Origin of the sequence: Enterococcus sp. DIV0876 (genome assembly GCF_050529585.1) — a bacterium.
GTDB lineage: Bacteria > Bacillota > Bacilli > Lactobacillales > Enterococcaceae > Enterococcus_D.
The window spans coordinates 1,310,223-1,337,026 of record NZ_CP172882.1 but is presented as its reverse complement, the minus strand read 5'-3'; the positions used below and the strand labels follow the sequence as shown (position 1 = coordinate 1,337,026).

General features: G+C 40.8%; 29 protein-coding genes. 4 read left to right on the top strand and 25 right to left on the bottom strand.

Translation table 11 applies throughout. The features are described from left to right. Positions 1–269 precede the first annotated feature (269 nt). Both ribF and truB read right to left on the bottom strand, forming a co-directional pair. Entirely contained in the window at positions 270–1,214 is a 945-nt protein-coding gene (gene ribF / locus IGI41_RS06245; RefSeq protein ID WP_430612292.1) for a riboflavin biosynthesis protein RibF, read from the bottom strand. 2 nt (positions 1,215–1,216) lie between these two features. Further along, positions 1,217–2,146 (bottom strand): tRNA pseudouridine(55) synthase TruB, encoded by a 930-nt coding sequence (truB, locus tag IGI41_RS06240; RefSeq protein ID WP_430612290.1) that lies wholly within the window; start codon positions 2,144–2,146, stop codon positions 1,217–1,219. 121 nt (positions 2,147–2,267) lie between these two features. On the opposite strand from truB, the gene IGI41_RS06235 reads away from it, so the two are divergent. Continuing rightward, positions 2,268–2,849: a phosphatase PAP2 family protein gene (locus tag IGI41_RS06235; protein WP_430612288.1), complete on the top strand. Its 582-nt coding sequence runs from the start codon at positions 2,268–2,270 to the stop codon at positions 2,847–2,849. A 41-nt stretch (positions 2,850–2,890) separates the two neighbouring features. On the opposite strand, the gene rbfA is transcribed toward IGI41_RS06235, so the two are convergent. The 8 genes from rbfA to IGI41_RS06195 form a co-directional block, all read right to left on the bottom strand. After that, positions 2,891–3,241, bottom strand: a complete 351-nt coding sequence (rbfA, locus tag IGI41_RS06230; RefSeq protein ID WP_430612286.1) for a 30S ribosome-binding factor RbfA — start codon at positions 3,239–3,241, stop codon at positions 2,891–2,893. Between the two features lie 32 nt (positions 3,242–3,273). After that, positions 3,274–6,003, bottom strand: coding sequence for a translation initiation factor IF-2 (gene infB, locus IGI41_RS06225; RefSeq protein ID WP_430612284.1), 2,730 nt, complete (start codon positions 6,001–6,003; stop codon positions 3,274–3,276). Positions 6,004–6,015: 12 nt separating this feature from the next. After that, positions 6,016–6,318: a YlxQ-related RNA-binding protein gene (locus IGI41_RS06220; protein ID WP_430612282.1), complete on the bottom strand. Its 303-nt coding sequence runs from the start codon at positions 6,316–6,318 to the stop codon at positions 6,016–6,018. Further along, entirely contained in the window at positions 6,311–6,607 is a 297-nt protein-coding gene (gene rnpM / locus IGI41_RS06215; protein ID WP_430612280.1) for an RNase P modulator RnpM, read from the bottom strand. The genes IGI41_RS06220 and rnpM overlap by 8 nt, the downstream gene beginning before the upstream one ends. A 16-nt stretch (positions 6,608–6,623) precedes the next feature. Continuing rightward, positions 6,624–7,832 carry a transcription termination factor NusA gene (gene nusA, locus IGI41_RS06210; RefSeq protein ID WP_430612278.1) on the bottom strand — a complete coding sequence of 403 codons (1,209 nt, stop codon included), beginning with the start codon at positions 7,830–7,832 and terminating at the stop codon, positions 6,624–6,626. A gap of 21 nt (positions 7,833–7,853) precedes the next feature. After that, on the bottom strand, positions 7,854–8,327 hold the full coding sequence (gene rimP, locus IGI41_RS06205) for a ribosome maturation factor RimP (RefSeq protein WP_430612276.1): 474 nt from the start codon (positions 8,325–8,327) through the stop codon (positions 7,854–7,856). A gap of 226 nt (positions 8,328–8,553) precedes the next feature. After that, positions 8,554–8,895: a DUF2752 domain-containing protein gene (locus IGI41_RS06200; protein WP_430612274.1), complete on the bottom strand. Its 342-nt coding sequence runs from the start codon at positions 8,893–8,895 to the stop codon at positions 8,554–8,556. Next, positions 8,880–9,296 (bottom strand): DUF4234 domain-containing protein, encoded by a 417-nt coding sequence (locus IGI41_RS06195; RefSeq protein ID WP_430612272.1) that lies wholly within the window; start codon positions 9,294–9,296, stop codon positions 8,880–8,882. The genes IGI41_RS06200 and IGI41_RS06195 overlap by 16 nt, the downstream gene beginning before the upstream one ends. 514 nt (positions 9,297–9,810) lie before the next feature. Here IGI41_RS06195 and IGI41_RS06190 point away from each other — a divergent pair. Then, on the top strand, positions 9,811–10,590 hold the full coding sequence (locus tag IGI41_RS06190) for an ATP-binding cassette domain-containing protein (protein WP_430612748.1): 780 nt from the start codon (positions 9,811–9,813) through the stop codon (positions 10,588–10,590). Continuing rightward, on the top strand, positions 10,590–12,224 hold the full coding sequence (locus IGI41_RS06185; RefSeq protein WP_430612270.1) for a hypothetical protein: 1,635 nt from the start codon (positions 10,590–10,592) through the stop codon (positions 12,222–12,224). Before IGI41_RS06190 ends, IGI41_RS06185 begins: the two co-directional genes overlap by 1 nt. A gap of 214 nt (positions 12,225–12,438) precedes the next feature. Here IGI41_RS06185 and thrS read toward each other — a convergent pair whose 3' ends face one another. The 4 genes from thrS to IGI41_RS06165 all read right to left on the bottom strand — a co-directional run bounded on the left by thrS (position 12,439) and on the right by IGI41_RS06165 (position 16,271). Next, positions 12,439–14,379, bottom strand: coding sequence for a threonine--tRNA ligase (gene thrS, locus IGI41_RS06180; RefSeq protein WP_430612268.1), 1,941 nt, complete (start codon positions 14,377–14,379; stop codon positions 12,439–12,441). Between the two features lie 305 nt (positions 14,380–14,684). Next, a complete protein-coding gene (locus IGI41_RS06175; RefSeq protein ID WP_430612266.1) occupies positions 14,685–14,861 on the bottom strand; it encodes a 2-hydroxymuconate tautomerase in 177 nt (58 codons plus the stop codon). Positions 14,862–14,931: 70 nt separating this feature from the next. Continuing rightward, entirely contained in the window at positions 14,932–15,441 is a 510-nt protein-coding gene (locus tag IGI41_RS06170; protein WP_430612264.1) for an ASCH domain-containing protein, read from the bottom strand. Then, positions 15,423–16,271, bottom strand: coding sequence for an aminoglycoside 6-adenylyltransferase (locus IGI41_RS06165; protein ID WP_430612262.1), 849 nt, complete (start codon positions 16,269–16,271; stop codon positions 15,423–15,425). The genes IGI41_RS06170 and IGI41_RS06165 overlap by 19 nt, the downstream gene beginning before the upstream one ends. A gap of 132 nt (positions 16,272–16,403) precedes the next feature. On the opposite strand from IGI41_RS06165, the gene helD reads away from it, so the two are divergent. After that, positions 16,404–18,674, top strand: a complete 2,271-nt coding sequence (gene helD, locus IGI41_RS06160; RefSeq protein ID WP_430612260.1) for an RNA polymerase recycling motor HelD — start codon at positions 16,404–16,406, stop codon at positions 18,672–18,674. Positions 18,675–18,735: 61 nt separating this feature from the next. Here helD and IGI41_RS06155 read toward each other — a convergent pair whose 3' ends face one another. From IGI41_RS06155 to IGI41_RS06105, 11 genes are all read right to left on the bottom strand, one after another. Continuing rightward, positions 18,736–19,395, bottom strand: coding sequence for a hypothetical protein (locus IGI41_RS06155; protein ID WP_430612258.1), 660 nt, complete (start codon positions 19,393–19,395; stop codon positions 18,736–18,738). Positions 19,396–19,621: 226 nt separating this feature from the next. Beyond that, positions 19,622–20,341, bottom strand: a complete 720-nt coding sequence (locus IGI41_RS06150; protein ID WP_430612256.1) for a YebC/PmpR family DNA-binding transcriptional regulator — start codon at positions 20,339–20,341, stop codon at positions 19,622–19,624. Positions 20,342–20,418: 77 nt separating this feature from the next. After that, positions 20,419–21,585 (bottom strand): nucleotidyltransferase, encoded by a 1,167-nt coding sequence (locus IGI41_RS06145; protein WP_430612254.1) that lies wholly within the window; start codon positions 21,583–21,585, stop codon positions 20,419–20,421. Between the two features lie 30 nt (positions 21,586–21,615). Continuing rightward, positions 21,616–22,359 carry a class I SAM-dependent DNA methyltransferase gene (locus IGI41_RS06140; protein WP_430612252.1) on the bottom strand — a complete coding sequence of 248 codons (744 nt, stop codon included), beginning with the start codon at positions 22,357–22,359 and terminating at the stop codon, positions 21,616–21,618. After that, the gene (rsfS, locus tag IGI41_RS06135) at positions 22,344–22,685 is read right to left on the bottom strand and encodes a ribosome silencing factor (protein WP_430612746.1); all 342 of its coding nucleotides are present in this window, start codon (positions 22,683–22,685) and stop codon (positions 22,344–22,346) included. The genes IGI41_RS06140 and rsfS overlap by 16 nt, the downstream gene beginning before the upstream one ends. Before the next feature lie 11 nt (positions 22,686–22,696). Beyond that, positions 22,697–23,296 carry a bis(5'-nucleosyl)-tetraphosphatase (symmetrical) YqeK gene (gene yqeK, locus IGI41_RS06130; protein WP_430612250.1) on the bottom strand — a complete coding sequence of 200 codons (600 nt, stop codon included), beginning with the start codon at positions 23,294–23,296 and terminating at the stop codon, positions 22,697–22,699. Beyond that, complete coding sequence (locus IGI41_RS06125) at positions 23,286–23,927, bottom strand: nicotinate-nucleotide adenylyltransferase (protein WP_430612248.1); 642 nt, start codon at positions 23,925–23,927, stop codon at positions 23,286–23,288. The genes yqeK and IGI41_RS06125 overlap by 11 nt, the downstream gene beginning before the upstream one ends. Positions 23,928–23,938: 11 nt before the next feature. Then, entirely contained in the window at positions 23,939–24,250 is a 312-nt protein-coding gene (gene yhbY, locus IGI41_RS06120; RefSeq protein ID WP_430612246.1) for a ribosome assembly RNA-binding protein YhbY, read from the bottom strand. Between the two features lie 15 nt (positions 24,251–24,265). Then, positions 24,266–25,384: a ribosome biogenesis GTPase YqeH gene (gene yqeH / locus IGI41_RS06115; protein WP_430612244.1), complete on the bottom strand. Its 1,119-nt coding sequence runs from the start codon at positions 25,382–25,384 to the stop codon at positions 24,266–24,268. Beyond that, a complete protein-coding gene (locus tag IGI41_RS06110; RefSeq protein WP_430612242.1) occupies positions 25,385–25,909 on the bottom strand; it encodes a YqeG family HAD IIIA-type phosphatase in 525 nt (174 codons plus the stop codon). 159 nt (positions 25,910–26,068) lie between these two features. Then, entirely contained in the window at positions 26,069–26,794 is a 726-nt protein-coding gene (locus tag IGI41_RS06105; protein WP_430612240.1) for an amino acid ABC transporter ATP-binding protein, read from the bottom strand. Positions 26,795–26,804 lie beyond the last annotated feature (10 nt).

Here is a 26,804-nt window from a genome sequence, read left to right as displayed (position 1 = left end):
AGTTAAATCTTTGCTGTTATTTTTCTTAAACACTTTCCCCACATCTAGACTCCCTTTCGTTATACATTAAAATGCATAAAGTTTCATCATTTCAATAATTTTAGTATAACGAATATTCCGATTTACCTCATTGGGAAATCATTAGAAATCACAAAATAGTTTTCTTTTTTTTAAAATAAAATGCATCAACTACTCGATTGCACAATAAAAGAAGGAAAATGACGATGCATTTTCCTTCTTTTACGTACCCGTTTCTACGATCATTCATCCTACACCATTTGGGTAAAATAAGCTTTTGTATCTTGTTCATCTTGTTTCAATTGCTCAATCAACGCTGCCGCACCATTGAAGGCAACTTGATCTCGCAGAAAATGGTGCCAGCGAATTTGGACCGTTTCTCCATAGATGTCTTGGTGAAAATCTAAAATGTAGATTTCGACTGTAAGTTGTCTGCCTTGACCAAAAGTATCATTATGGCCGATCGATCCCATAGAAGGATACCAACGATCCCCCACTTTTAGTTCGGTCACGTACACGCCTTCTTTAGGTAAACGAACAGTGCTTTTGACTTTGATATTGGCTGTTGGAAAACCTAATTCACGTCCTCTTGCATCGCCATGGACCACGATACCTTCGAATTCATAAATATAACCTAGCAAACGGTTGGCTTCAGCCATCTCACCATTTTGCAAAGCAGCACGTATCCGTGTGGAGCTGACTTTTTCTTCGTTGATCGATTCTTGTGGTACAGTAACCACTTCAAAACGCTCTTGGGCATATGTTGGCAATAAAGACATATTGGCAGCTGCTTTCTTACCATAAGTATAGTCGAATCCTGCAACAACTACTTGGGCATGCAAGCCGACCATGTATTGGTCAACAAAATCTTGTGGGGCTAAATTTGCAAAAGCAGAGGTAAATTCTACTTCATACAAGTAATCGATGCCTAAATCTGCCATATGACGTTCTTTTTGTTCTAAATTGGTCAAATACTGCATCGCATCTGGATCAACTTTTTGAAAAACGATCGACGGATGCTGATTAAATGTCATCAACGCCAATTTATAGCCTTTTTCTTTTGCAATCTCACGTCCAGTAGCAATCACCTTTTGATGGCCAATATGCACCCCGTCAAAAAAACCCAATACGAGAACTACATCTGTTTCAGGAATCACCTTTTGGTCGTAAGGATGTCTGATTTCAATTATTTCCATACTTATTCTCCTATTTCTGTCCGGATCACTTTCGCCGGTTTTACGATATCATGATATTTATCATGGGCTTTATAAATACTCACCAACTGATCCTGATAAAAAATGGCTATCAATTGATCTGGTCGATCAGTTAAGCCCAGATCTTGATAGGATAAACGCATACCATTGCGCACTTTGCGCCATAGCTCCTGGTCGATCGCAACATGAGCAAAATCAGCCACACCATATTCGATTGGCAACAATAAATCAGCGATACTGCCATTTTCCATAGCAACACTTACTTCTTCGATCGTGACTGCTTGTTCCTGGGTAAAACCACCACTGGCCAACCTGGTCAAGTCTGACATGTGGGCTGGTACGCCTAGAATTTTTCCCGTATCAACAGCCAGCGTTCTCACATAAGTTCCTTTACCACAAGAGACTTCAAACCGCCATGATTGTGTCCCGTTGTTTCGGTCATAGACTGGTTCTGAGATCCGCTTAAAAGACGAAATCACCGCTTGACGTTGCGGACGTGCCACGGTTTCGTTGTTTCTGGCATATTCGTAGAGACGTTTGCCGTTGACTTTGACCGCAGAATACATAGGTGGAATTTGCGTGATCGTGCCCGTCATTTGTGCCATAGCTTCATCAATTTCTTCCACAGTAAAAGGTACTTCCATCATCATCGCTTCAACGATTTCTCCAGATGCATCTTCAGTTGTCGTACTGGTACCCAATGTGATCTCACCCGTATAACGTTTTCCAGAATCTACCAAGTATTCAACGACCTTGGTTCCCTTACCGATACAGATAGGCAATACACCATCTACATCTGGATCTAAGGTACCACTGTGACCGATTTTTTTGGTTTGTAAAATTTTTCTTAGTTTAAATACACAGTCATGACTGGTTTGACCGCGTTCTTTCCATAACGGTAAAATGCCATCCATAGAATCCCTCCGATTCATTTCAACTTGATTATTATACCATAGAAAAATGACAAGCCCACATCAAAAATCTTTCCGATTAATCCTTTGTCATGATACACTATTTGTAAGAGGAGGTTACGCTATGGTGTTTTTTACGCTGCTAACATTTTTAGGATTTGTTCTATTCTTGGTAATGATCCAAATTGGTACATTACAAAAGAAAGAAGAAGCATTTGCTGCAATATTGATCAAGAATCGTACACCTTCTTTGACGCGAATGATGCTATTCTTTACCAATCTTGGAAAAGCCGCACCAACGATCATCATTGGCTTGTTGTTGTTTGCATTTCCAGCAACGCGTGCCACCATTGCCCCACAAACGGCAACCAGCATCTTTGTGGTTTCTGGTCTGGCCTTTTTTATCAAACGCATCGTGCGTCGAGAAAGACCGATCGATCATCGTCTAGTCGAAGAAAAAGACCACAGTTTTCCCAGTGCACACGCAGCAACATCAGCGGCAATGTACGGCACGATCGCAATGACGATTGGCACACTCGTATCAGCAGCAGTTTTGCCGATGACACTCTTCGCTTGTTTACTTGCTTTCTTGATCGGTTTTAGCCGTGTCTATCTTGGGATACACTTCTTAACCGATGTAGTTGGCGGTTGGTTGTTAGGTGCTGCAACTGCTGGATTAGTCACTATGTTGTTTATGCACTACTAGAAGATCAAAAAAAGGCCGTACCTGTAGGTACAGCCTTTTTTTTAATCTTCTGTGTGCAGCGAGCGGATCATTTCATCGATTTTGTTTCCATATTGTACTGATTGATCCAATTCAAATTGAATTTCAGGTACTTTATAGAGAGACAATGCTTGTCCAAGCTCTCGACGTACCAAGCCAGTAGCTTTTTCAAGACCGGCTTGGGCTTTTTGCTTGTCTGATGCTAAATCAGTCAATGTACTGTAATAGATGGTTGCTTGTTGCAAATCACCTGTTACCCGCACATCAGTAATCGTTACATCTTGGACCCGTGGATCTCGAACACTTTTACGAAGAATTTGATTGACTTCTTTTAAAATTTCTTGTGCGACTCGTCGATCACGATAGTTAGCCATTCAAAATGCCTCCTTATCTTTTGTTCTTTCTTTTATTTCGCTGGTACTTCTTCCATAATGTAGCCTTCGATCACATCATCAACTTTGACATCGTTGAATTTCTCGATCATTGCGCCACATTCAAAGCCTAGTTTCACTTCTTTGACATCGTCTTTGAAACGTTTCAGACTTGCAAGTTTACCTTCAAAAATAACAATTCCGTCACGAATCAAACGAACACCGCTATCACGCTTGATACTTCCTTCAGTCACATAACAACCAGCGATCGTGCCGACTTTAGATACTTTGTAGGTTTCACGAACGATCATTTGGCCAGTGATTTTTTCTTCGAATTCTGGGTCAAGCATCCCTTTCATCGCTGTTTCGATTTCTTCAATGGCTTTGTAGATGATTCTGTGAAGACGAATATCCACTACTTCAGCATCCGCTTGTTGTTTTGCTTGCGGTGTTGGACGAACATTGAAACCGATGATGATCGCATTACTTGCTGCGGCTAACGTTACATCGCTTTCGTTGATCGCACCAACAGCTGAATGGACGATATTCACTCGAACACCTTCAACATCGATTTTCTTCAATGAGGCAGCTAATGCTTCCGCAGAACCTTGGACATCCGCTTTGATGATGACATTGACTTCTTTCAATTCGCCTTCTTTAAGGCTTTCGAATAAGTTGTCTAATGTGACACGGCTATTTGACGAACGTTGTTCCATCAATGCTCGTTTGGCACGTTCTTCACCGGCAGCACGAGCAGTTTTTTCATCGTCAAATGTAACAAAACGATCTCCTGCTTGCGGCACATCATTCAATCCTGTGATTTCAACTGGTGTTGCAGGACCTGCAGTTTTGTCACGACGACCTAAGTCATTTGTCATGACACGTACCCGACCGAAAGTATTGCCGACAACGATTGGATCTCCAACATGTAAAGTACCTTGTTGGACTAGTAATGTTGCAACTGGTCCTTTACCTTTGTCAAGACGGGCTTCGATCACTGTTCCAATAGCACGTTGTGTTGGATCAGCTTTCAAATCTTCTACTTCAGCAACCAATAGAATCATTTCAAGCAGTTCTTCGATATTTTGTCCGAATTTCGCAGAAATCTCGACAAAGATCGTGTCCCCGCCCCATGCTTCAGGAATCAATTCATGTTCACTTAATTCTTGCATCACGTGTTGTGGATTCGCACCTGGTTTATCGATTTTGTTGACAGCCACAATGATCGGCACTTTCGCTGCTTTCGCGTGGTTGATAGCTTCAACTGTTTGCGGCATCACACCGTCATCTGCTGCAACGACTAAAATTGTGATATCTGTGATACTTGCGCCACGAGCACGCATACTAGTAAAGGCAGCATGTCCTGGTGTATCCAAGAATGTGATTGGCTTCCCGTTGATGTCGATTTGGTAGGCACCGATATGTTGTGTGATACCTCCGGCTTCTCCACTGGTGACACGTGAATGACGTAATGTATCTAACAACGTTGTTTTCCCATGGTCAACGTGACCCATGATCGTGACAACTGGCGGCCGAGAAACAAGATTTTCAGCGTTTTGTTCTTCTGGTTCGAAGAATTTATCGATATCAGCAATATCAACTTGTACTTTTTCTTGTGGTTCAATACCGTAATCTGTTGCCAATAATTCAATCGTATCTTTGTCTAACGGTTGATTTTGATTGACCATGATCCCCATCATAAAGAGTTTCTTGATGATTTCAGCTGGCTCACGGTAGATTTTTTTCGCGATATCCGCCACATTCATGCCTTCTGTGTATTCTAATACTTCTGGCAATTCACGGAATTTACGTGCTGGAACTGGTGGTTTTGGCGTTTGATTTTGACGGCCTTTTTTGCCTTTTTTGTTAAATTTGTTGCGGTTGTTATTGTTAAAGTTATTGTTGCGATTCCCGTAGTTCGATTTTCCACGGTTTTGACCGCCACCACGGTTTTGGGTGTCATTACTAGACGGACCACTATTATTCGAACGACCTGCACTTTGATTGGTGTTCGCAGGACGATTTTGCTGTCCCTGGTTTGTTGGACGGTTTTGTTGTCCTTGGTTCGCTGGACGGTTTTGTTGTCCTTGATTTGTTGGACGGTTTTGTTGCCCTTGATTTGTTGGGCGGTTTTGTTGTCCTTGATTTGCTGGACGGTTTTGTTGTCCTTGATTTGTTGGACGGTTTTGTTGTCCTTGATTTGCTGGACGGTTTTGTTGTCCCTGATTTGTTGGACGACTCTGTTGTCCTTGATTTGTTGGACGATTTTGTTGTCCTTGATTTGTTGGACGACTCTGTTGTCCTTGATTTGTTGGACGATTTTGTTGTCCCTGATTATTGCTATTTTTTTGGTTATTCACTCGACTTTGACTTCCTTGGTTATTTGGCCGTGTTTGACTTCCTGCATTGTTGCTGCGCTCCACTTGTCCTTGACCAGTAGGACGTTGATTGCTTACAGTGGAACGTTGTTGATTTTGATTATTATGACGGTTTTGGAAGTTAGGATTATTTCTTTGCGTTTTAAACTTCTTTTGTTCTTGTCTTGCCGGCTGGTTGGCTGGTTTCTGATCTGCGGGAGTTGATTTTACTGATGTTGAATCATTTGGTTTACCACTTAGTGACTGTTGTAATTTTTGCGCTTCTCCATCTGAGATCGCACCCATATGATTTTTTACATCAAAGCCTAAAGATTGTGCTTTTTCGACAACCTCTTTACTCGATTTGTTCCATTCTTTTGCAAGTTCGTAAATTCTTTTTTTCCCCATGCAATCACCTTCCTAACCTAATATTAATTCCTGCACCTTCCTAGCAAATCCTTGATCTAAGATGCCTATCACCATTCGAGGTTTCCCAATGGCTGCACTGATTTCTTCAGTAGAAAATGCATCTAGGAGCGGAATTTCGTAATAAGAACTTTTGTCCTTGATTTTTTTCTGTGTATTTTTACCAGCATCACTAGCAAGAATGATCAAAGCCGCTTTTTCATTGCGGATTTCCTTTAAAGTCATTTCTTCGCCTGTGACTAATTTTCCAGCCCGCATGGCTAGTCCTAACATATTTAGTGCTTTTGTTCTATTCATTTGCAAATAACTCTTTCCGCGCTTTTTGATGCGTCACATACTCAAGTAGCTCTTGATAAAATTCATCTGTCAACTTGGCTTCTAACACGCGATCCAATATTTTCTTATCCCAAGCTTTTTGTGCCTCTGCTGGATCGATTGCGATATAAGCGCCACGACCCGGCATTTTCCCTGTTGGATCAATTGAAACCACACCTTCTTTGGAACGAGTGATTCGCAACATTTCCTTTTTGGGCAGCATCTCGCCTGAAACGACTGATTTGCGTAATGGAACTTTTCGTTTTTTCATGACGATGTCACCTCAACTATTTTTCGTCGAAATCGATGTTTTCATAATCATCTGCTGTCATATCAGAAGCAACGATTGTTTCATCGATTGATGCTTCTGCTGGAGATTCCTCAATCACAGTTTCATTATTGCCTTCTTCGGGGTTATATTCGTCGATATAATCACCCTCGTCTAATTTTGCATAAAATTCTTCCATATCTGATTCAGACTTGATATCGATTTTGTGGCTTGTCAATTTAGCAGCTAAACGGGCATTTTGTCCGCGTTTACCAATGGCCAATGACAATTGATAGTCAGGTACGACTACTGTACAAGCTCTTGGGTTTTCAACATCAAAAATCACATCACTGACTTCCGCTGGATTCAATGCATTGGCGATGAAAATAGCTGGATCTTCGTTCCATTCAACGATATCCATATTTTCACCTTTTAATTCATTGACGATTGCTTGAACACGCTGACCTTTAGGGCCGACACACGTTCCGACTGGATCAACATTGGGATCAAACGAGCGAACAGCAACTTTCGCACGGTCACCTGCTTCTCTGGCAATGCTGACGATTTCTACAGTGCCGTCATAAACTTCTGGCACTTCTTGTTCAAATAAGCGACGCAATAAATCTGGATGACTACGGCTAACAAAGACTTGTGGTCCTTTAGATGTGTTTTCAACCCGAGACACAAACACTTTGATCCGGTCATGGGCTTGATAAAACTCGTTTGGCATTTGATCTTGCTTAGACAATACCGCTTCGATTTTTCCAAGGTTCACATAGATATAGCGATTGTCTTGGCGTTCAACGATCCCTTGCAGGATGTCTTTTTCGTATGCGCTGAATTCATTATAGATAATGTTTCTTTCTGCTTCTCTAACGCGTTGCAAGATCACTTGCTTGGCAGTTTGCGCTGCAATACGGCCGAAATCTTTTGGTGTGACTTCAAAACGAATCTTATCACCGATTTCATATGCTGGATTGATGGTCATCGCTTCTTTTAAAGAAACTTCCAACTGAGAATCCATTACTTCTTCCGTGACTTCTTTGACTGCATAAACATGGATATTGCCTTTTTTTTGATCAAATTCCACTTCAACATTTTGTGCTTGGCCGTAATGGCGTTTATAAGCGGATACCAGTGCTGCTTCTAAAGCATCGATAACGATCTCTTTTGAAATGCCTTTCTCTGCTTCTAATGCATCCAATGCATTCAACATTTCTTTACTCATGATTCTTTCATTCCTCCGTGATTAAAATTGAATGGCTAAACGAGCTTTGGCAATGTTTTTCCGTTCGATCGTCCGTTCCTTTTCTCTGGTTTTGACGCGGGTCTTGATAACCAGCTGATTCTCGTCAAACGACTGCAAAAATCCGTCAAATTGTTTTTCCCCATCGATGGGCTGATAAAGGGATACATGGATATATTCTCCTACCGCCCGCTGATAATCAGCTTCTTTTTTTAGTGGTCGTTCTGCCCCTGGAGAAGAAACTTCCAAAAAATAGGCTTGCGGAATTGGATCGGGATCGATTTGATCAAGCTGTTCACTTAGATGTTCACTAACGAACGCACATTCTTCAATATCAATGCCGCCTTCTTTGTCAATAAATACCCGTAAAAACCAGCTTTTCCCTTCCTTTACAAACTCCACTTCAACTAACTCAAAATTTTGTGCATCCAGAATTGGCGTCACAATCTCTGTGACTGTTTCAACTACTGTACTCACACAACATCGCCTCCTTTAGTTCTCATCGAAACGAACTTCATTCCATTAAAAAGAGTGAGCGAAAAAACCGCTCACTCACTCTAAGTATCATTACTTTGTAAATATAACACAAATTTCAATTACTTTCAACTATCGGCGCATTTATCGCGGTTTTTCTGAAAATAAGCTAGCATTTCTTAATAGTTTACCGCTAATTCTATCGATATCATCCGTCCATTCTAGCTGATCAAAATAAGCTTACTATCAGTCGTGGAATCAAGGCATTTGCCTCAAAATCCAACGGTGCATGGTCAGGAAAATACAAGTACCAGCGAATAGCGTAGACACCCAAAACCAAAATGATGCCACCCACCCAAAATTTGCGGCTATCGTAGATTTTGCTTACAAAAGATTTATGCCGGAAAATAACCACAACAAATAATAGCGGGACAAGCCAAAATAATGGATGAAAGTGAAATGCGCCCGCCACATCTCCTTCGATGAGATGTAAAAACGCCCGCGTCATCCCACAACCGGGACAAGGCAAACCAGTCAACGCTTTGAATGGGCAAATCAATAGTCTGTCCAATCATCAAAATCAGCTGCTTGGTTTGGTACGATTCGTTCAGCTTGTTCCCAAAGTTGATTCATATCTGATTGTAAAATGGCCATATTGATAATGTCTAAACCAAACAAAGTCAAAATAACGAACAATATCTTATTGTCATTATAGCGTGGATACTGGGCTTTTTGCTGCGCGCTGATAAAGATATCCGCGATGCGATACCACCAATAGAATTGATAAAGGCCACATGTCACAATCGTCAAAACGATTGAAAGCCCTGGTGATAGACGATAATCCTCACTATACGCTGTCAACTCCTTCGTGGTTTGATAAAACCAGAAGAAATAATAAATGCCGCAAGTAATGATCGTGAGTAAAATGACCATCAAAACTGATCGTTGTTGCCTTACATAGTTTCCCTTCATTGCAAACGCCTCCTAAAAACTTTTCAAATCTGTCATTATTATACCTGATTCCAGCTGGGAAGAAAGAGGTTAAGGGATATTCGCCCATTTTTTTATACGGTCTGTTTCACTAGTGTTGCACAGATTATCCAAACGATTCGATCCTTGACGTAAAACATCCCGTCTCCAACCAACTGAATCCCCCATGATTCGATTGACTTAATCCTATTTTCTTGGGCAAAGTTCCTGAAAAACAATATGCGGTATCCAATTGCACCTAAAACTTTGTTTTCTAGACAAAAACAATCAGCATCCGAAAAACTTCAACCTAACACTTGATTTTTCGAGAATTTTCTAGGAAAACAATTTTTAGATTATTCGAATAAATCCTGTGCAATATTGGTGGATATGTAAGAAATCACGCATACCCATTGCAGCCCATCCATCAATCACCTATACTTAAACCAATAACTGTCAGAAAATTCCAAAGATACCATGACAAAATAAGGGGGCAATTACAGTGACAACTGATTTGATGATTCGTGATCTGACAAAATCCTTTGATGGAAAAGTATTGTTTGATCACGTCAACTATGAATTTCAACAAGGGAAAATCTACGGGCTTCTTGGCCGCAACGGCGCAGGGAAAACGACACTTTTCAACTGTGTAGCCAAAAATATCCAAATAGATTCTGGAAAAATCTTACTATCCACTAATAGCAACGAACGGGACTACGACAATACCGAAATTGGCTTTACCTATACCCAACCACAATTGCCCGCCTTTATGACAGCCTTTGAATTCGTGCGCTTTTTTATGGATATCAATAAACATCGCATCAAAGATCACAAAACACCCCAAGAACATTTGGATCAAGTCGGAATCGCAAGAGAAGATCAGCACCGACTGTTAAAAGACTTTTCCCACGGGATGCAAAATAAAGTTCAAATGCTCGTTTCACTAATGGTCTTGCCTCCCGTCATGTTATTGGACGAACCTTTGACCTCCTTTGACGTAGTCGCAGCCCACGAGATCAAACAACTGATTCGAGAAGCAAAAAAAGATTCAGTGGTGATATTCTCCACCCACATCTTACAACTAGCCCAGGATCTTTGTGACGAAATCGTCCTGTTGCACAACCAAAAGCTTACTGGAATCGATCCAGCCCGCATTCATGACAAAGATTTTGAAGATGAAGTGGTTCAACTATTATCCACTCAGGAAGAACAAGTGATATCGCAAACCATCATCAGTCATGGGGCGCTAACAGAAGAATCTGTACCTTCTCAAAAACATCGTGAGGAGGCAGAATAATGCAGGCTGCCTTGAAGCAATATTGGCAATACACTTTGTACACCATAACCAAGAAAATCAACGGGGTTCTTTATTTTCTAAGGAAAATTCCCGTCGTTAAAAATATCATTTCGCCATCATTATTCTCTCAGTACGAGTTGAAACAAATTTTTACAGGCCTTTACTTTGTTGTCTATATATTATTCAGCACTATGATGAAATTTTTCTTGTTGGGGCTCTATTATTTCCTCGCCATGATCACCATGAACGCCATTCATAGCGATACTTTAGACCTATTACAATTCAACCCTTTTGTAATGACCCTAGGATTACTGCTTTGGGGCCTGACCACTAGTGGTCTGTATAACATCAACAATGTATTTGGTTTAGCAGACAAAAATGAACAAGATTTCTTACTGCAATTTCAGATTTCCCGGAGAGTATTTTTGCCTCGTTCTTTAATGATGGGTGTAAGCAAACAACTAATTATGTATATCCCAGCGCTATTAGTCTATAGCTTTTTAGGGAAAAATTTCCTTTACTTACCAGCAGGTCTAGCCGTTTACGCCTCTGGTCCTTATCTAGGTTCTTGGTGCAGCCGTCTAGTTTACCAAATAAAGGGAGGGCGTATCGCAAAATGGCTCTATACATTACTCGTGATCCTTTTATCTGTGACCATTTATCTTGCTTGCTGTTTTCTGCAATTCGATTATCTACTGATTTTGACTGGTTCCCTAGTAATCGGCGGCGCCTTGACCTTGATCAGCTTCCTAGGAATTCGTAAGTTTAATCAAGAAAATGATTACTTCCTTTATCTCAACGAAGGCATGTTAGCCTTCAAAAATCAATATCAAAATGCGCAAAATAAAAACAAACAATTCACTAGCACTGGACTAGAAATGCAAAAAAAATTAGAATTAACTGACGCCAAAGATTTCACCAACCTCAGTGGTAGTGCCTATCTCAACGCTTTGCTTTTTGATCGCTATCGCAAGATTCTTAACAAGTCCTTGCTGATTCGGTTAGCTGTCTTTGGAATCATCGCGCTGTTGATTGCTTTTGCTGGACTCTCAGGCGCTGCTCAGGATCTCAGCTTAAAACAAGAAAACATGGTGAAAATGTTGCCCATGCTTTTCTTCGTGATGTACTTCTGTTCTCTAGGAAAAGCCATTGTTCAGATGGTGTTCGTCAACTGTGATGTGTCCATGTTGAATTATCCTTTCTATCGAGAACGGACCACCATCCTTAGCGGGTTCAACTACCGTTTCATACGTACTGCCCTATACAATAGCGTGATCTCACTTGCGATTTTTGGGAATTTCCTCATATATAATTTTTTCTGCAATGGAAATCTCAATGGTCAATTCTTCTTGGTCTTAGCTTTATTACTAGTAGCCATGACTGCCTTGTTTTCTTTCCATGAATTATTTGCTTACTATTTGCTGCAACCTTTCACGGGAGATATGGAAGTCTTGAATCCAATCTACCGCGTCGTATCAGGCGCACTTTATTGGGTGTCCTATTTGAACTTGCAAATCAGAGTTTCCGGTATGACCTACGTGATCATCGTATCTGCGGCTTGCTTAATTTATGTAATCATTGGTTATATCGTAATCAATCTGAAAGCACCCCAAACCTTTAGGCTCAAAGGGTAAATACATGAGAAAACGCCACTACTTGGATCGAAAACAAGTGGTGGCTTTATTTAGGTGACTAATAAATGAATCGTGTAAAAGTTTCAAATGTACCAATATGTTGAAACAGCGGGAAAACCTTTGCAAAACTAGTGTGCTGTTTAACAATAAAAAAAGGCAGAAATCATGATGATTTCTGCCTTTAGCATAACTGTTGCGAACCGCTGGTTGCTGATTAAACCCGACTGTAATTTTTGACTTCCGCAGCCATTGCATCCACGAAAAGATTCAATTCTTCTACATTCGTTTCTTTGCTGCCGTAGCGACGGATATTGACCGTTGCGTCGTTAACCTCTTGGTCGCCGACGACGATTTGATACGGGATTTTTTGAGTTTGAGAAGCACGGATCTTATAGCCCATTTTTTCATTGCGGTCATCCACTTCTACACGCAATCCTTGCTGTTGCAGACGCTCTTTGATCTCATAAGCATAATCACTATGCGCTTCAACGGATACAGGAATGATCGATGCTTGGATTGGTGCCAACCAAGTTGGAAATGCCCCTTTGTACACTTCTGTTAGATACGCAACAAATCGTTCCATTGTTGATACGATTCCACGATGGATCACCACTGGACGATGCGTGTTTTCACCATCCTCCCCGACATAGGTTAAATCAAAGCGTTCAGGCAATAAGAAATCTAATTGGATCGTTGACAGCGTTTCTTCCATGCCTAGCGCTGTTTTGACTTGGACATCCAGTTTTGGCCCATAAAAAGCAGCTTCACCTTCGGCTTCAAAGTAATCCAAATCTAATTCATCCATTGCTTCTTTCAGCATGACTTGCGCATTTTCCCACATTGCATCATCATCGAAATATTTTTCTTTGTTTTCAGGGTCACGATAGCTTAGACGGAAACGATAGTCAGTGACATTGAAATCTTTATACACTTCCACCATCAAGTCTAATGTCCGTTTGAATTCTTCTTTGATTTGATCAGGTCTAACGAATGTGTGGCCATCATTCAATGTCATTTCCCGAACCCGTTGCAGGCCAGACAAAGCACCTGATTTTTCATAACGATGCATCATACCCAATTCAGCGATTCTAATAGGTAACTCACGATAAGAATGAATATCATTTTTATAGACCATCATATGATGTGGACAGTTCATTGGCCGTAACACGAGCATTTCGCCATCTCCCATATCCATTGGCGGGAACATATCTTCATGATAATGATCCCAGTGACCAGAAGTTTTGTATAAATCAACATTGGCCATGATTGGTGTATACACGTGTTGGTAACCAAGGCTAACTTCTTTGTCGATGATGTATCGTTCGATCGTGCGTCTGATTGTTGCACCTTTTGGCAACCAGAATGGCAATCCAGCGCCGACTTCAGGGGACAGCATAAACAAATCAAGCTCTTTGCCTAGTTTGCGATGGTCACGTTCTTTGGCTTCTTCACGTAAACGAATAAATTCTTTTAAGTCTTTTTTGTCAAAAAAGGCTGTTCCATAGATCCGTTGCATCATTTGATTGTCTGAATTACCACGCCAATAAGCACCAGCTACTGACAACAGTTTATACACTTGGATTCGTCCAGTTGAAGGAACGTGAGGGCCACGGCATAAATCAATAAATTCTCCTTGCTGATAAGCAGTGATCGTTTCATCATCAGGCAGATCAGTGATCAATTCGACTTTATAAGGATCTTCTGCGAAAACCGTTAACGCTTCATCTTTCGTTAAGACGCGACGTTCGATAGGCAGATTTTCTTTGATGATTTTCATCATTTCGGCTTCGATTGCTGGCAAATCTTCTGCAGTCACTGGATTGTCACCATTATCGGTGTCATAATAAAAGCCGCTATCGATGGCAGGTCCTACACCAAAATGAATCGATGGATATAAGCGACGCATCGCTTGTGCCATCAAATGCGCACTGGAGTGACGCAACAGTTGCAACGCATCTTCGTGATCAGGTGTCACGATTTCGATAGACGCATCAGCTTCGATTGGTCGGTCCAAATCGACCAGTTGGCCATTGATTTTGCCAGCTAACGCTTTTTTGGCTAAACTTTTTGAGATACTTTCAGCAATCTCTTTCGTCGTTACACCCACCGGGAATTCTTTAACGGCGCCGTCTGGAAATGTAATTGATAATGACATAAATATGTCCTCCTTTATGATTTTTGATTGAATAAAAAAAGTCCTAGTATCTGTACAGATACTAGGACGATCACTCGTGGTTCCACCTAATGTTTGAAAACAATTCTTGTTTTCCTTGAGCGTGTTAACGGTACGACCGCCTTTGTTTCAACAAAGGTCAAAAAAAGTGGTCATCCTTTGGTTTTCTTCTAGGAAACTTTCAGCAAATATTTCCCTCTCTTATCGAAGACTCTCAAAATCAGTTGGCTTTTTTATCAATCAATTATGGCTTAATTAAACCACTCTTAACGAAAAATTGCAAGAGATTATTTCCAATCTCCGTTAACAGCATACGTCCCTTTTTTCATTTCATTAATGATCACATGGATGTGTTCTTTCGGCGCACCGGTATTTTTATGGACAGCTTCCGTGATTTCTTTCATCATGGCACTCAGTTGTTCCTCAGAGCGTCCTTCAACTAATTCGACATGGATAAATGGCATGGTATAACCTCCTTGAACTTTTCAACAGTATACACCTTTTTTCTTATACATGGCAAGGTGACTGGAGCAATCAAATTTGATCCGTCTCTTGATATACACAACGAAACGTCTCACAAACACAAGGAATCTGTTGATGAAACGACAGTCCCGTTCCTTGATAAGCAGCTTTAAAATAAGCTTCATGTTCCGCTCGCCAATAAGACAATGAACGGTCCCCTTCTCCTTCCATATAAGCAAATGCAGCCGAAACTTCATTAAACGGACGGACAACCACAGTTTCTGTATAAATGACCCCACAAGGCTCTTGTCGCCCATTCAATAAAATACTATAGGTCCCTGCTTTAGGCAGTGGCTCATTCTCAAGTGTATATAGTTCAGCAGCCGAAGTTGTTGCAGTTTTTTTGCCTGCCAATACCAATTGCGCCAGATCATCGGCCATTTCAGCGGAATTTCCAAACGCCCACGGTTCTTCATATGCGAAGTCTGTCGGCAAATCAGGATTGTTTTTCAAGAATCTTTGCCAAAATTGGTGAACCTTAGCAGCAAAAGTCGTTTTCTCTATCAGATTTTTCTCCCCCATTTTTCTTCACTCCATTTCTTGGTATACCTCTTCACATTAAACGCTTCCGTGGTATCGTATGTTAGCGACAGCAGTTGACTAACTTGACGTGCGCTTTGATCAAAACGTTCTTGTATCGCAATCAATGCATCCCCGCACGCCTCGATTGTTGTAAAACGCAAGAATGCTGTTAATTGATCGAATGTCTCTCTCTCTAAAAGCTGTGGCAAAAATTTGTGATTTTTCCCAACATTGATTGGATCCTTTGCGGCTATAGCTAATAAACAATCCTCGATCCATAACAACTCTTGCCAACATATTTGATAAAGATGATCCACCGCGTAGATCAATTGATTGCGACATAACCCTTTCACCACGTATGTGCTTACCCACCAGAACTCATTACAATGCGCAGTAAAGCTATCTTGATTGGGTAAAACAAAATGAAAGATGGAGCGATCCGTTGCTTTGATTTCTTTCAACAAATGGTTTGGATCATAGAGTGGTTCTATTCCGGGCTCTTCCGATAAAATGTCCAACGCAGACAGCGGTCTTAAAGTCAGATCAATTCGTTGCCCGTCTTCAAATAACATCAAATATGCAAATCGATCCATATGATGAGAAGGGGCATCCGGTGTTTGCATAATAAGGCGTGGGCCAAATGCATTTAGCCATGCATCTTGTTCAATCATGGGCTGTATATCTGCCATAAGATAGATAATATCAAAATCTTGCCATTGATCCGTCTGAACTTGACTGTCTGTTCTTGAACCAGAGATCCCAATAGCCAAAGCACCATTTTTCTTTCCAGTCTCGACGATCAAGTGCAGCATTTCTTCATCTGAACGCATCATACTCCCCCTTTAAAGTTAACCCATAGCATAGACTAATTAAAATTTTAGCACACTTTTTATTTTTTAACGACAACACCTACTCTTATATGCTATAATTTTATGTCGCAATTTTTTTAAGGAGGATCCCGAGTGAACGAACGTCAAAAAGAACAACAACATATCGATGAAACTATTGCATTGATCCATAGAGAACAAACGATCCTTTCACAGCAAAAACAAGAACTTGCGGATAAGATGGAAGATCAATTAAAAGAAATTGCTGATAAGAAAATACGCGGTGGCGATAGTGAGGCTTTTTATGAATCTGTCATCGAATATCAGCAACATGAACAAGAGCTGCTGATCAAATATCAAACAGCAGAATCACAAGAAAAACGCGTAAAAACCCTCAGCACGATGGCAAATAACCCTTATTTTGCACGAATTGATTTCCAAGAAGAAACCGAAAAAGAAACCTTATATCTTGGTATTGCTTCTTTACGAGATAAAGACGAAGAAACCATCGTAATCGACTGGCGGGCGCCGATAGCCAACCTGTACTATGAAGGGGAACTAGGCGAGACATTTTATGAAACAGATACCGATCGCTTTACAGTTGATTTGCTGTTAAAACGACAATTCAAAATTCAAAACGGCCAATTACAATCGATGGTCGATACTTCTGAGATCATCAATGATGAATTCCTTTTAGAGATCTTGGACGACGCCTCTTCTTCTCAGATGCGCAATATCGTTTCTACGATTCAAAAAGCCCAAAATCAAATTATTCGTGATACAAATCATAAATTTTTGCTGATCGAAGGAATCGCAGGAAGTGGGAAGACATCCGCTTTGTTACAGAGAGTCGCATTCCTTCTCTATCGCAATCGTAAATGGCTAGACGAAAAACAAGTCTTGTTATTTTCACCTAACCATTTATTTTCTGATTATATTTCAATGGTTCTGCCTTCTTTAGGGGAAAGCGAAGTACCTACGCGCACATTCCACCATTTCTTGCAATTGATTTTGTCGGGCTATGAAGTGACGAAAGAAACCCAACAAGAAGCCAATTTTCTGAGCGGTGATGATGATGCGATCGAAAAACTGAAAAGCAGTTTGACTTTGGTCAAAAAAATTGCCCAATATGTGCATGCTATCGCACCTATTGGCCCAATGTTTAGAGACTTAAAGATTAAAGGACAAACTTATGTGACGAAAGAACAGATCAGAAATTGGTATCAAGAGACCAATGCTGAGTTGCCAATCTATCAAAGAAGCCAATTGCTGCAAACCAAGTTGCTGAAAAAAGTCGGCGGTTTGGAAAAAGATGAAGCCAAGAAAGACTGGGTCAAAGAAGAAGTTGAAGAACAACTGCAGCAAGTCTTTGCCAATGATCCCCACCAAGAGTATTCCGAAGAAAATGAACGGCGCTTGCGAAAAAAATTGCGGCAACAAATCGTCCGCAAAAAATTCCGCTCTTTGACCCGCGGTGTGAAGCAATTTCAATTCATCAATCAGCCAAAACAATATGTGCACTTTTTACAATCTGTCCAAGGAACAGCGCAAAAAACAGCTGCTATATCGACGGAAAAATGGCAAGAATCAATTCTTGCTATCAAACAAAGCTTACGTCAGCGTCAATTAAAACAAGAAGATGCTGTTTTATTCTTCCTGTTGATCAAGCAACTGTATCCAATCCATGTGGAGGAAAAAGCCCGCTTTATTTTTATTGATGAAATGCAAGATTTCCCGCCAGCTCAAGTAGCTATGTTGCGCCAATTGTATCCAAAAGCAGGCATCACTCTTTGTGGTGATTTAAATCAAAAAGTGTATGACAATGAGTCGATCGTCGGTTCATTAAATGATTTGTTTCCTCATGATAGTGTCAAACGGTACCAATTAAAAACGAGTTATCGCTCGACGAAGGAAATCACAGATTTTGCAAATCAGTTTTTGACGGGACAAGACCAAGTGGAACTGACTGCCCGGGCTGGTGGATTGCCAACAGTCATTACGGGTGATGCTGCAGATAGTTGTTTATCCTTCCTGGAAGGTAAAATCACTGACGCCCTGAACAATCAGCATTGGCGTACAGCAATCATCTGCAAGACAGCTTCTGATTGCCAAGCGTTATATCAACAATTATCTGAAACGAGTCAAAACAACGTTCAATTGATCATTTCAGAAGAGGACTTTATGAAACGGAATGTAATGATCTTTCCTGCCTTTTTGGCAAAAGGTCTGGAATTCGACCAAGTAATCGTCTGGACACCCAATGCCGCATTCGATGCACCGCAAGATCAATTGATTTTCTACACGATGGCTACCCGTGCCATGCATCAATTAACTGTCATCACGGATCGCCATTTACCAATTTTAGATAAAGCAAATCCAACAACCTTCGAAAGTATTCATCTATAAGAAAGATAAAAAACATCATTCAATCGCTGTCGACCAAACGACAGGTATGAATGATGTTTTTTTATCCTTTTAATTCACCAATAAATAAATACATTTCTGAATAACGCAAACCCACGATAGATAAAATCATTTGTAATTCCGCAATATTGTCAGGATTTTCGGGGTCAAAAATTTTGCTATGACGTCCGATACTGCCATTGTCGATCAATTTATAGGTACGATTCCACTCACTGAATTCCTCGATCGTTCGAAAACGACTGAGGGGAAAACCAGCACCATCTAAAATCTCCGTTAATCGAAAAGCGATATACGCGCTGTCGATCACATATTCTTTATTGGGCTGAATGCCGCGACTTTTATGAAAATCAATGATTGCTTGTTCTGGACGATGGATCAACAACCATTCTAAAAGCAAGAAAAAACCTTCCATCCGGTAATCTTCCAAAAAGAGTTGCGCTGAAGCTTCTGTCTGACGAAATACCAAAGGAATCAAAAATTGTTTTTTGTAAATCAATAACGGCGCACGATCGACGGTCACGTTTAAATAACGATTCAAATAAGTAGAGCCTCGGTAACCGCCCAATCGATAGCCCTCCACACCAAATTTTTGATATTTTCGGCACAAAGCTGAACAATCCGCCACAGAAACAGACACTTCCGCAAGCTTTTCATAACCGCTTAATATACGGTTGAATGGTTCTAAAACTATTTTTTCTTCCATGTCTGCCTCCTTATCACATGTGTACATCTTTTGCATAAATCATAACATATAAAATAGCTGGAAACCAACCGAAAAGATGGGGCCAACACAAAATTTTTTTTACTTAATGTAAGAATTTTTTTGGTTAACGAACAAGATATAGCAAAAAAGCGACAAAAAACCAGTCAGGCAAAAACCTAACTGGTAATGTTGTCAAAAAAACAACGATCTACTATCAAAAATATCTTTATTCCTCGTCTGCCACATTATGATAGACATTTTGCACGTCTTCTAAATCTTCTAAAGCATCGATCATTTTTTCAAATTTCTCTAAATCTTCACCGGTCAATGTCACTTCGTTTTGAGGAATCATCTGCATTTCAGCAATTGAAAACTCCGTGATGCCTTTTTCTTTTAAAGCTTCTTGAATCGCATGGAAATCACTTGGTTCTCCGTGAACGATGATTTGGCCATCTTCTTCCACTACATCGCGAACATCGATCTCTTTGTCCATCAAGTATTCCAATACATCATCGGCGTCGTTTCCTGCAAAACCAAATAAGGCTGTGTTGTCAAACATATAAGCGACCGCACCAGAAACACCCATGTTCCCACCATTTTTACCAAATGCAGCACGCACATCAGCTGCTGTCCGGTTAACATTGTTTGTAAGTGTATCAACAATGACCATTGAGCCATTTGGTCCAAATCCTTCATATCTCAGTTCTGAGTACTGTTCATCACCTGAGCCTTTGGCTTTTTCGATAGCCCGGTCAATAATGTGTTTTGGTACATTATAGGTCTTTGCACGTTCAATGACAAAGCGCAATTTTTGGTTCGCATGAGGATCAGGATCACCTGATTTTGCTGCCGCGTAGATTTCGATTCCAAATTTTGCATAAACTCGGCTATTATTTGCATCTTTAGCTGTTTTCTTTGCTACGATATTTGCCCATTTACGACCCATGATTTCACTTCGCTTTCTAGTTTTTAAAAATCCCTATTTATTATACTTGTCAAATCTATTTATGTGAAGCATTTTTTCTATTTCCCTATAAAAATCGGTTTGCGTCCAAAGTTTTGTTCACTGATATGATGATTGGCTAGTTGATAGATTTGATCAACTTTTAAAGAATACGCATAACGCGCCGCTTCTTTTTTGCCAAACTTCGCCACCAATGGCATGGATAGCTCACCTTTCACCTGTTTAAGATATGTTTGGCCCACGCCTGTATAGCCTAAAACGCGGATAAAGGGTTGGGTTTCAGCTGCTGCCATCTCAGTTGGTGTTACTTTGAATAGTAAATAACAAAGTAACCTTTGCAAACGAACGTGTGAATACCGTTTGGTTTTCAATTGACCAATAAACGCAGAAAAAGTTTGAGCAGCTTGCGCACAGGCTTTGATTCGATACTCGATTCCTTCCACCATTTGATAAATGTTCGCCAGCTCAGCTACCGGTGTTATGGTGATTTGGTATTTCAAGAAAGGCCAATACGCCTCCCAATCCACGATCGCCGATTGCAAACTTTCATATGTCTGGACTGGAACAAATGAAGCTATATCTGAATGGTCTTTTAATCCTTTGCGAATTGCCGTAGCACTGGCGATCGAAGCATGCTGCAACTCTTTAGAATGATACGCAGCAGCCTTTCTAACAATCGGCACCATAGCCATTGGCCGTTGATAGCGCAAAAGTGCCTGCGCATATCGCATGCCTAAAATATGATTGGGCTGTTTGCTATTTGCAGCATATGGCGGATAGAGGGAACTAAGGACCGTGTTCATTCGTTCACCATAGGTCGCATTGTTCTTGTCTAATTGTTGAAATGCCTCGTCGATTTCAGCTTGGTGGCGTGCTTCAAACTGGGCAAAATCTAGATAATCAAAAGGGGTTTTGGCATCTGTGCCAAAACACAGCCACTGGCACTGGAGCGCTTGTAACATAGCGACTGCTCCAGTGGCAAATAAATCTGCCGATTGGACAGCCCAAGCAGCTGGCAATTCAACAACTAAATCGGCCCCATTGGATAACGCAGCCTCAGCTCTATGCCACTTATCGATCACCGCCGGCTCGCCTCTTTGCAAAAAATTTCCGCTCATGACCGCAACCACGACATCGGCATCAGTCTTGATTCTGGCTTGCTCAATATGGTAGCGATGCCCATTATGGAATGGATTATACTCTACGATTATGCCACACGCGCGCATGCCCTTCCTCCTAGCTATTCTCAAATAGAATCATTTATGACAAACAAAGAACCAGCGACGGCTTTTTTCATTTGGTTCAACATCAATAAAATCAGCATAACAATGGACTGTTGAGAAACCAGCATTTTCTAACATACGTACATAGGTTTCTAACGGGTAGGTCCGTTCTTGATGGAGTTCATCCAAACGATTGAACTGTCCATTTTCTTCTTGAACGAAGAAAGTCAAGAAATGCTCGATACTATGTGGAACTTCGCCTTGGTAGCTTTCCCACAAAAAAGCGAACGCATCCGTTTGATAATGATAACTATAATCTGGGAAAACCTCATCAATTTGATAGGTTGAATGGACATCAAATAAAAAGACCCCATCTTCCGTTAGTGATTCAAAGACACCATCAAATACTTGTTGTACACTTTGTTCATCTTCCATATAGCAAAGTGAATCGGAATAGCATGTGATTGCCTCATATTGACCGACGTCAACCAAATCAAGCATATCCCCTTCGACAAATTGAATGTCGACATGTTCTGTTTGAGCCCGCTGGCTTGCGATCATCAGCATTTCTTCTGATAAATCTAAACCAGTCACTTGATAACCGGCTTTGGCAAATTCCACCGCCAATGCACCTGTACCACAGGCCAATTCCATGATTTGTTTTCGTTCTCCTAAATGACGACAAGAAAAATCCAGCCACTTTTTATAGAGACTGGAATCCATTACTTCGTCATAAACAAATGCGAAGGTTTCGTAGGCCATTATGCCACGACCCATTCGTTTAGATCCACAAGTGGTGCATCTGACCAAAGTTTTTCTAAGTTATAAAAGGCACGCTCTGATGCATTGAATACATGGACGATGACATCGCCAAGGTCGATCAACACCCATTTGCCGCCATCTTTTCCTTCAACACGACGGACCTCAACTTGATTTTCTTCTTCTTTGTCTAGCACTTCATCAATGATTGCATTGATCTGGCGTTCACTATTACCAGAACAGATCACAAAGTAATCTGCCAAAAGTGAAATTTCTCGCACGTCTAATGCCATGATATCCTCAGCATGCTTTGAATCTGCGGCACGAACAGCGATTTCTAATATTTTCTGACTATCTATGGTAATTCCCTCCTAAAATTGGCTACCCAATAATTGTACGTTTCAATTGTTTTTGGGTAAATGACTGCTTCTTGATTGATCAAGTGCAACAACGTATGTTTCGTTTCATAAGCAACTGCTTGGTCTAAGTTGACCAGCGCGATTTCTCTGGCTTCTTCGACACCCGGAAAATTACGGCCAGGCTCGATGTAATCTGCGACATAAATAATTTTATCCAGCAAACTCATCTGGGCAGCACCGGTTGTATGGAGTCTAATGGCTTGAAGAATCTCTTCGTCATCGATCAGCAACTCTCTTTGGACAAAATCAGCACCAACGATCCCATGCCAGATGGCGTTGTTCCAGTGCAGTAAATCCAAGTCAAATCCATTGTGTCGAATCACTTGTTTAAATTCATCGTCACTGCGTTCTTTGGCATAATCATGGGTCAACGCCGCAATACTGGCTTTCACAGGTGATGCCCCATAGATTTCCGCCAAAGCAACTGCTGTTTTTTCGACACCTAACACATGCTGAAATCGTTTGTTGCTCATCTGCATTTGTACTTTTTGCATCAGGGCTTCGCGTTCAGCGTGTTTGTAGTGGTTAGACTTCATCCAAGTACAACCCCTTTTCTTGAATATAGTGTAACACATTTTCCGGTAATAAATAGCGTACAGAACAACCTTGTGCGACTTTCTTACGAATTGTCGTGGAACTGACATCCATTAAAGGCACATCGATCCAAATAATCGGATACTCACTTTCAATCGGATAGCCTGGTCGTCGCACACCAACGAAGGTCACCAAATTCATTAGTTCATCGATTTGATGCCATTTAGGCAAGTATTGCACCATATCTCCGCCAATGATAAAGTAATAATTCGTATCTGGATGCAGTGCAGTTAATTCTCGCATCGTATCCACGGTATAGCTTTTGCCTTTTCTTGCCAATTCAATAGTTTCGACAGCGAAACGCGGATTATCAGCTATTGCTAATTCCAACATCGCTAAGCGATGCGCAGCAGGAATCGTTTGTTTTTCGTCAATATGCGGTGGTAAATATTCTGGCATGAAATAAACTTTTTCTAGTCCTAATGCTTGTCCGACTTGTTCACCCATCACCAGATGTGCGTAATGTATTGGATTGAAGTTGCCACCAAGAATGCCCACTTGTTTTTTTGGTACATGGAATGCGTTTTGTGGTTCTAAAACTGTCTGTACCTTGCCAAATGAATGTCCTTGCATGCCTACGCCTCCTATAATGAACGTACTTTAGTCGAAATCGTTTGATACTTCTCTTTACTTGACGGTTTGAACAACACGATCACGCGCCCAATGATTTGGACAATCTCACAATTGATTTGCTCTTGGATCGCAACTGCTGCTTCTTCTGCAACTTCGTCCGTATTTTGCAATAAAGATACTTTGATCAATTCTCGTTTTTCTAGTGCTTCTGCAATTTGTGCGATCATTGCATCGTTTAGTCCGCCTTTACCGATTTGAAAAATCGGATTCAAATGATGCGCTTCGCTGCGCAAAAATCTTTTTTGTTTTCCTCTTAATTCCATGATCTTCCTTCTTTCCTATACCAATGCTTTTCTTCTGATCACATCGACGCCTTTTGGCGCCCAACCGGCAATAACACAAGGTTTCGTGACCGTGATCCAACCAAGCCCGGCAAAAACGATATCGGTTTTTTCTTTGATTGAAAACTCGAACCTTACCAATTCTGGAAAAGATTCAACTTCATTTTGCCGCGGAGGTTGCAATAATCCACCGACATGTTTTTGATAAAAGTCGTCCGCTTTTTCAAGTTTTGTACGATGGATCTCTACGTCATTGGCTACATAAGCTATGAATGAGCTTCGTTCACCTTGAATGAAATCAAAACGTGCCAATCCGCCTAAAAACAGTGTTTGTCCAGGATTTAATTGGTATACTTTAGGCTTGATTTCTTTCATTGGTGCTGCGATTTTCAAATCTTGTTTACCTAAATAATGGGCCATTTGATGACGATGGATGATTCCTGGTGTGTCGATCAAGTAATGACCATCATCCAAAGGAATCTCGATTTTATCCAGTGTTGTGCCTGGAAATCTTGATGTAGTAATCAATTCTTGGACCCCTGCGGTTTGTTTGATGATTTGGTTGATCAATGTTGACTTGCCGACATTGGTCACACCAACCACGTAAACATCTCGACCGTCACGATATTTTTCGATCACTGCAAGTAGTTCTTCCATCTCGCCAGCTTTTTTGGCACTAGTCAATAAGACATCGACGGGTCTTAATCCTGCTTCATGGGACCGCTCTTTCATCCATTGTTTCATCTTAGATTTCTTCAAAGACTTAGGTAAAATATCGACTTTATTGCCTACAAGCAAGACTGGATTGTCCCCAACGAAACGGTGCAAGCCTGGAATCAGTGAACCGTTGAAGTCAAAAATATCCACGACATTGACGATCAAAGCGTCTTTTTGGCCGATTTCATTTAGTAAACGCAAAAAATCATCGTCTGTCAATGAGACATCTTGAATTTCATTGTAATGCCGCAAGCGAAAACAACGTTGACAGTAGACTTCGCCAGAAGCCAGTCCTTTTTCTAATGCGGATTGCGGAGTATAACCTAATTCATTTGGTGTTGTCGTTTGGATCAATGCGCCGCATCCAATACAATGGATTGCTTCAATACTTTCTGTCATTTAAATTCCTCCACGCCATTTTAACTCTGGGTTATGTTTTAATAAATAGTTCATAATTTTGCGTTCAGCAGCTCGATTGATTTGCGTTTTCCAAGAATCTGTCGAAATAACAGGCTTCACCAAAATACTGCGTACGCCCGCCCCGTTTGCGGCTTTGACATCGGTCATAATTTGATCACCGATCATCACAACATCTTCTTTTTTCAATCCAAGCATTTGATATCCTTGCTTGATGCCACGGGAAAAAGGCTTCAAGGCACGATGAACGTACTGCAATTCGAAAGGTGCAACAGCTCTAGCCACCCGCTCATTGTTGTTATTGGAAACGACAACCACTGGAATGCCGGCATTTTTCATCTCTAAAAGCCAGCTTTTCAGCTCTTGCGTCCCATCAGGATTGTTCCATGCAATCAATGTATTGTCTAAATCTGTCAAGACCCCTTTGATTCCATGTTTTTTTAACTGGAGAGGGGTGATTTTATAAATGGCATCCACCATCCAAGTCGGTTTGTAATTTGAAAACATAGATACTCCTCTATTAATTATTCTGATGTTCATACTTTATAAATGGGCTCTTCAACCTGTAATTATACAATAAATTCATGATGAATACTAGCAAGCAAGTCAACTTCTGCTTTCATATGAAAAATAAAAAACACCCCGAAGGATGTTTTTTGATAGTAATTATAATACTTTACTTAAAAAATCGATTGTTCGAGGATTCTTCGGTTGTTCGAAAATCTCCGCTGGTGTGCCTTCTTCCATGATGATACCTTGATCCATGAAGAGCACCCGATCTGCTACCTCTTTGGCAAACCCCATCTCGTGGGTCACAATCACCATCGTCATTCCTTGCTGCGCCAGTCTTTGCATGACGCCCAACACTTCCCCGACCATCTCAGGATCCAATGCTGACGTTGGTTCATCAAAAAGCATCACATCAGGTTCCATTGCTAGTGCACGGGCAATAGCGATCCGTTGCATTTGTCCACCAGATAAACTCTGTGGAAAAGCAGCCGCTTTATCCGGTAAGCCGACATCTTGCAGCAATTGATTTGCCAAAACTTCTGCTTGTTTCTTAGGTATTTTTTTTACTTTGATAGGCGACAAAGTAATATTATCTAGAACAGAAAGATTAGGAAACAAATTGAAATTTTGAAAGACCATGCCCATTTTTTCGCGCATTTTATAAATATCATTCTTAGGATCTGTAATGTCTGTTCCTTCAAAAAAAATGTTGCCTTTTGTTGGCACTTCTAATAAATTCAGACAGCGTAAAAAGGTGCTCTTTCCTGAGCCAGAAGGACCGATCACAACCACGACTTCTCCTTGATCGATCGTTGTGGAAATACCTTTTAATACTTGATTGCTGCCAAAGCTTTTGTGTAAATCTTGGATATCTAACATCATTTTTTCTCCT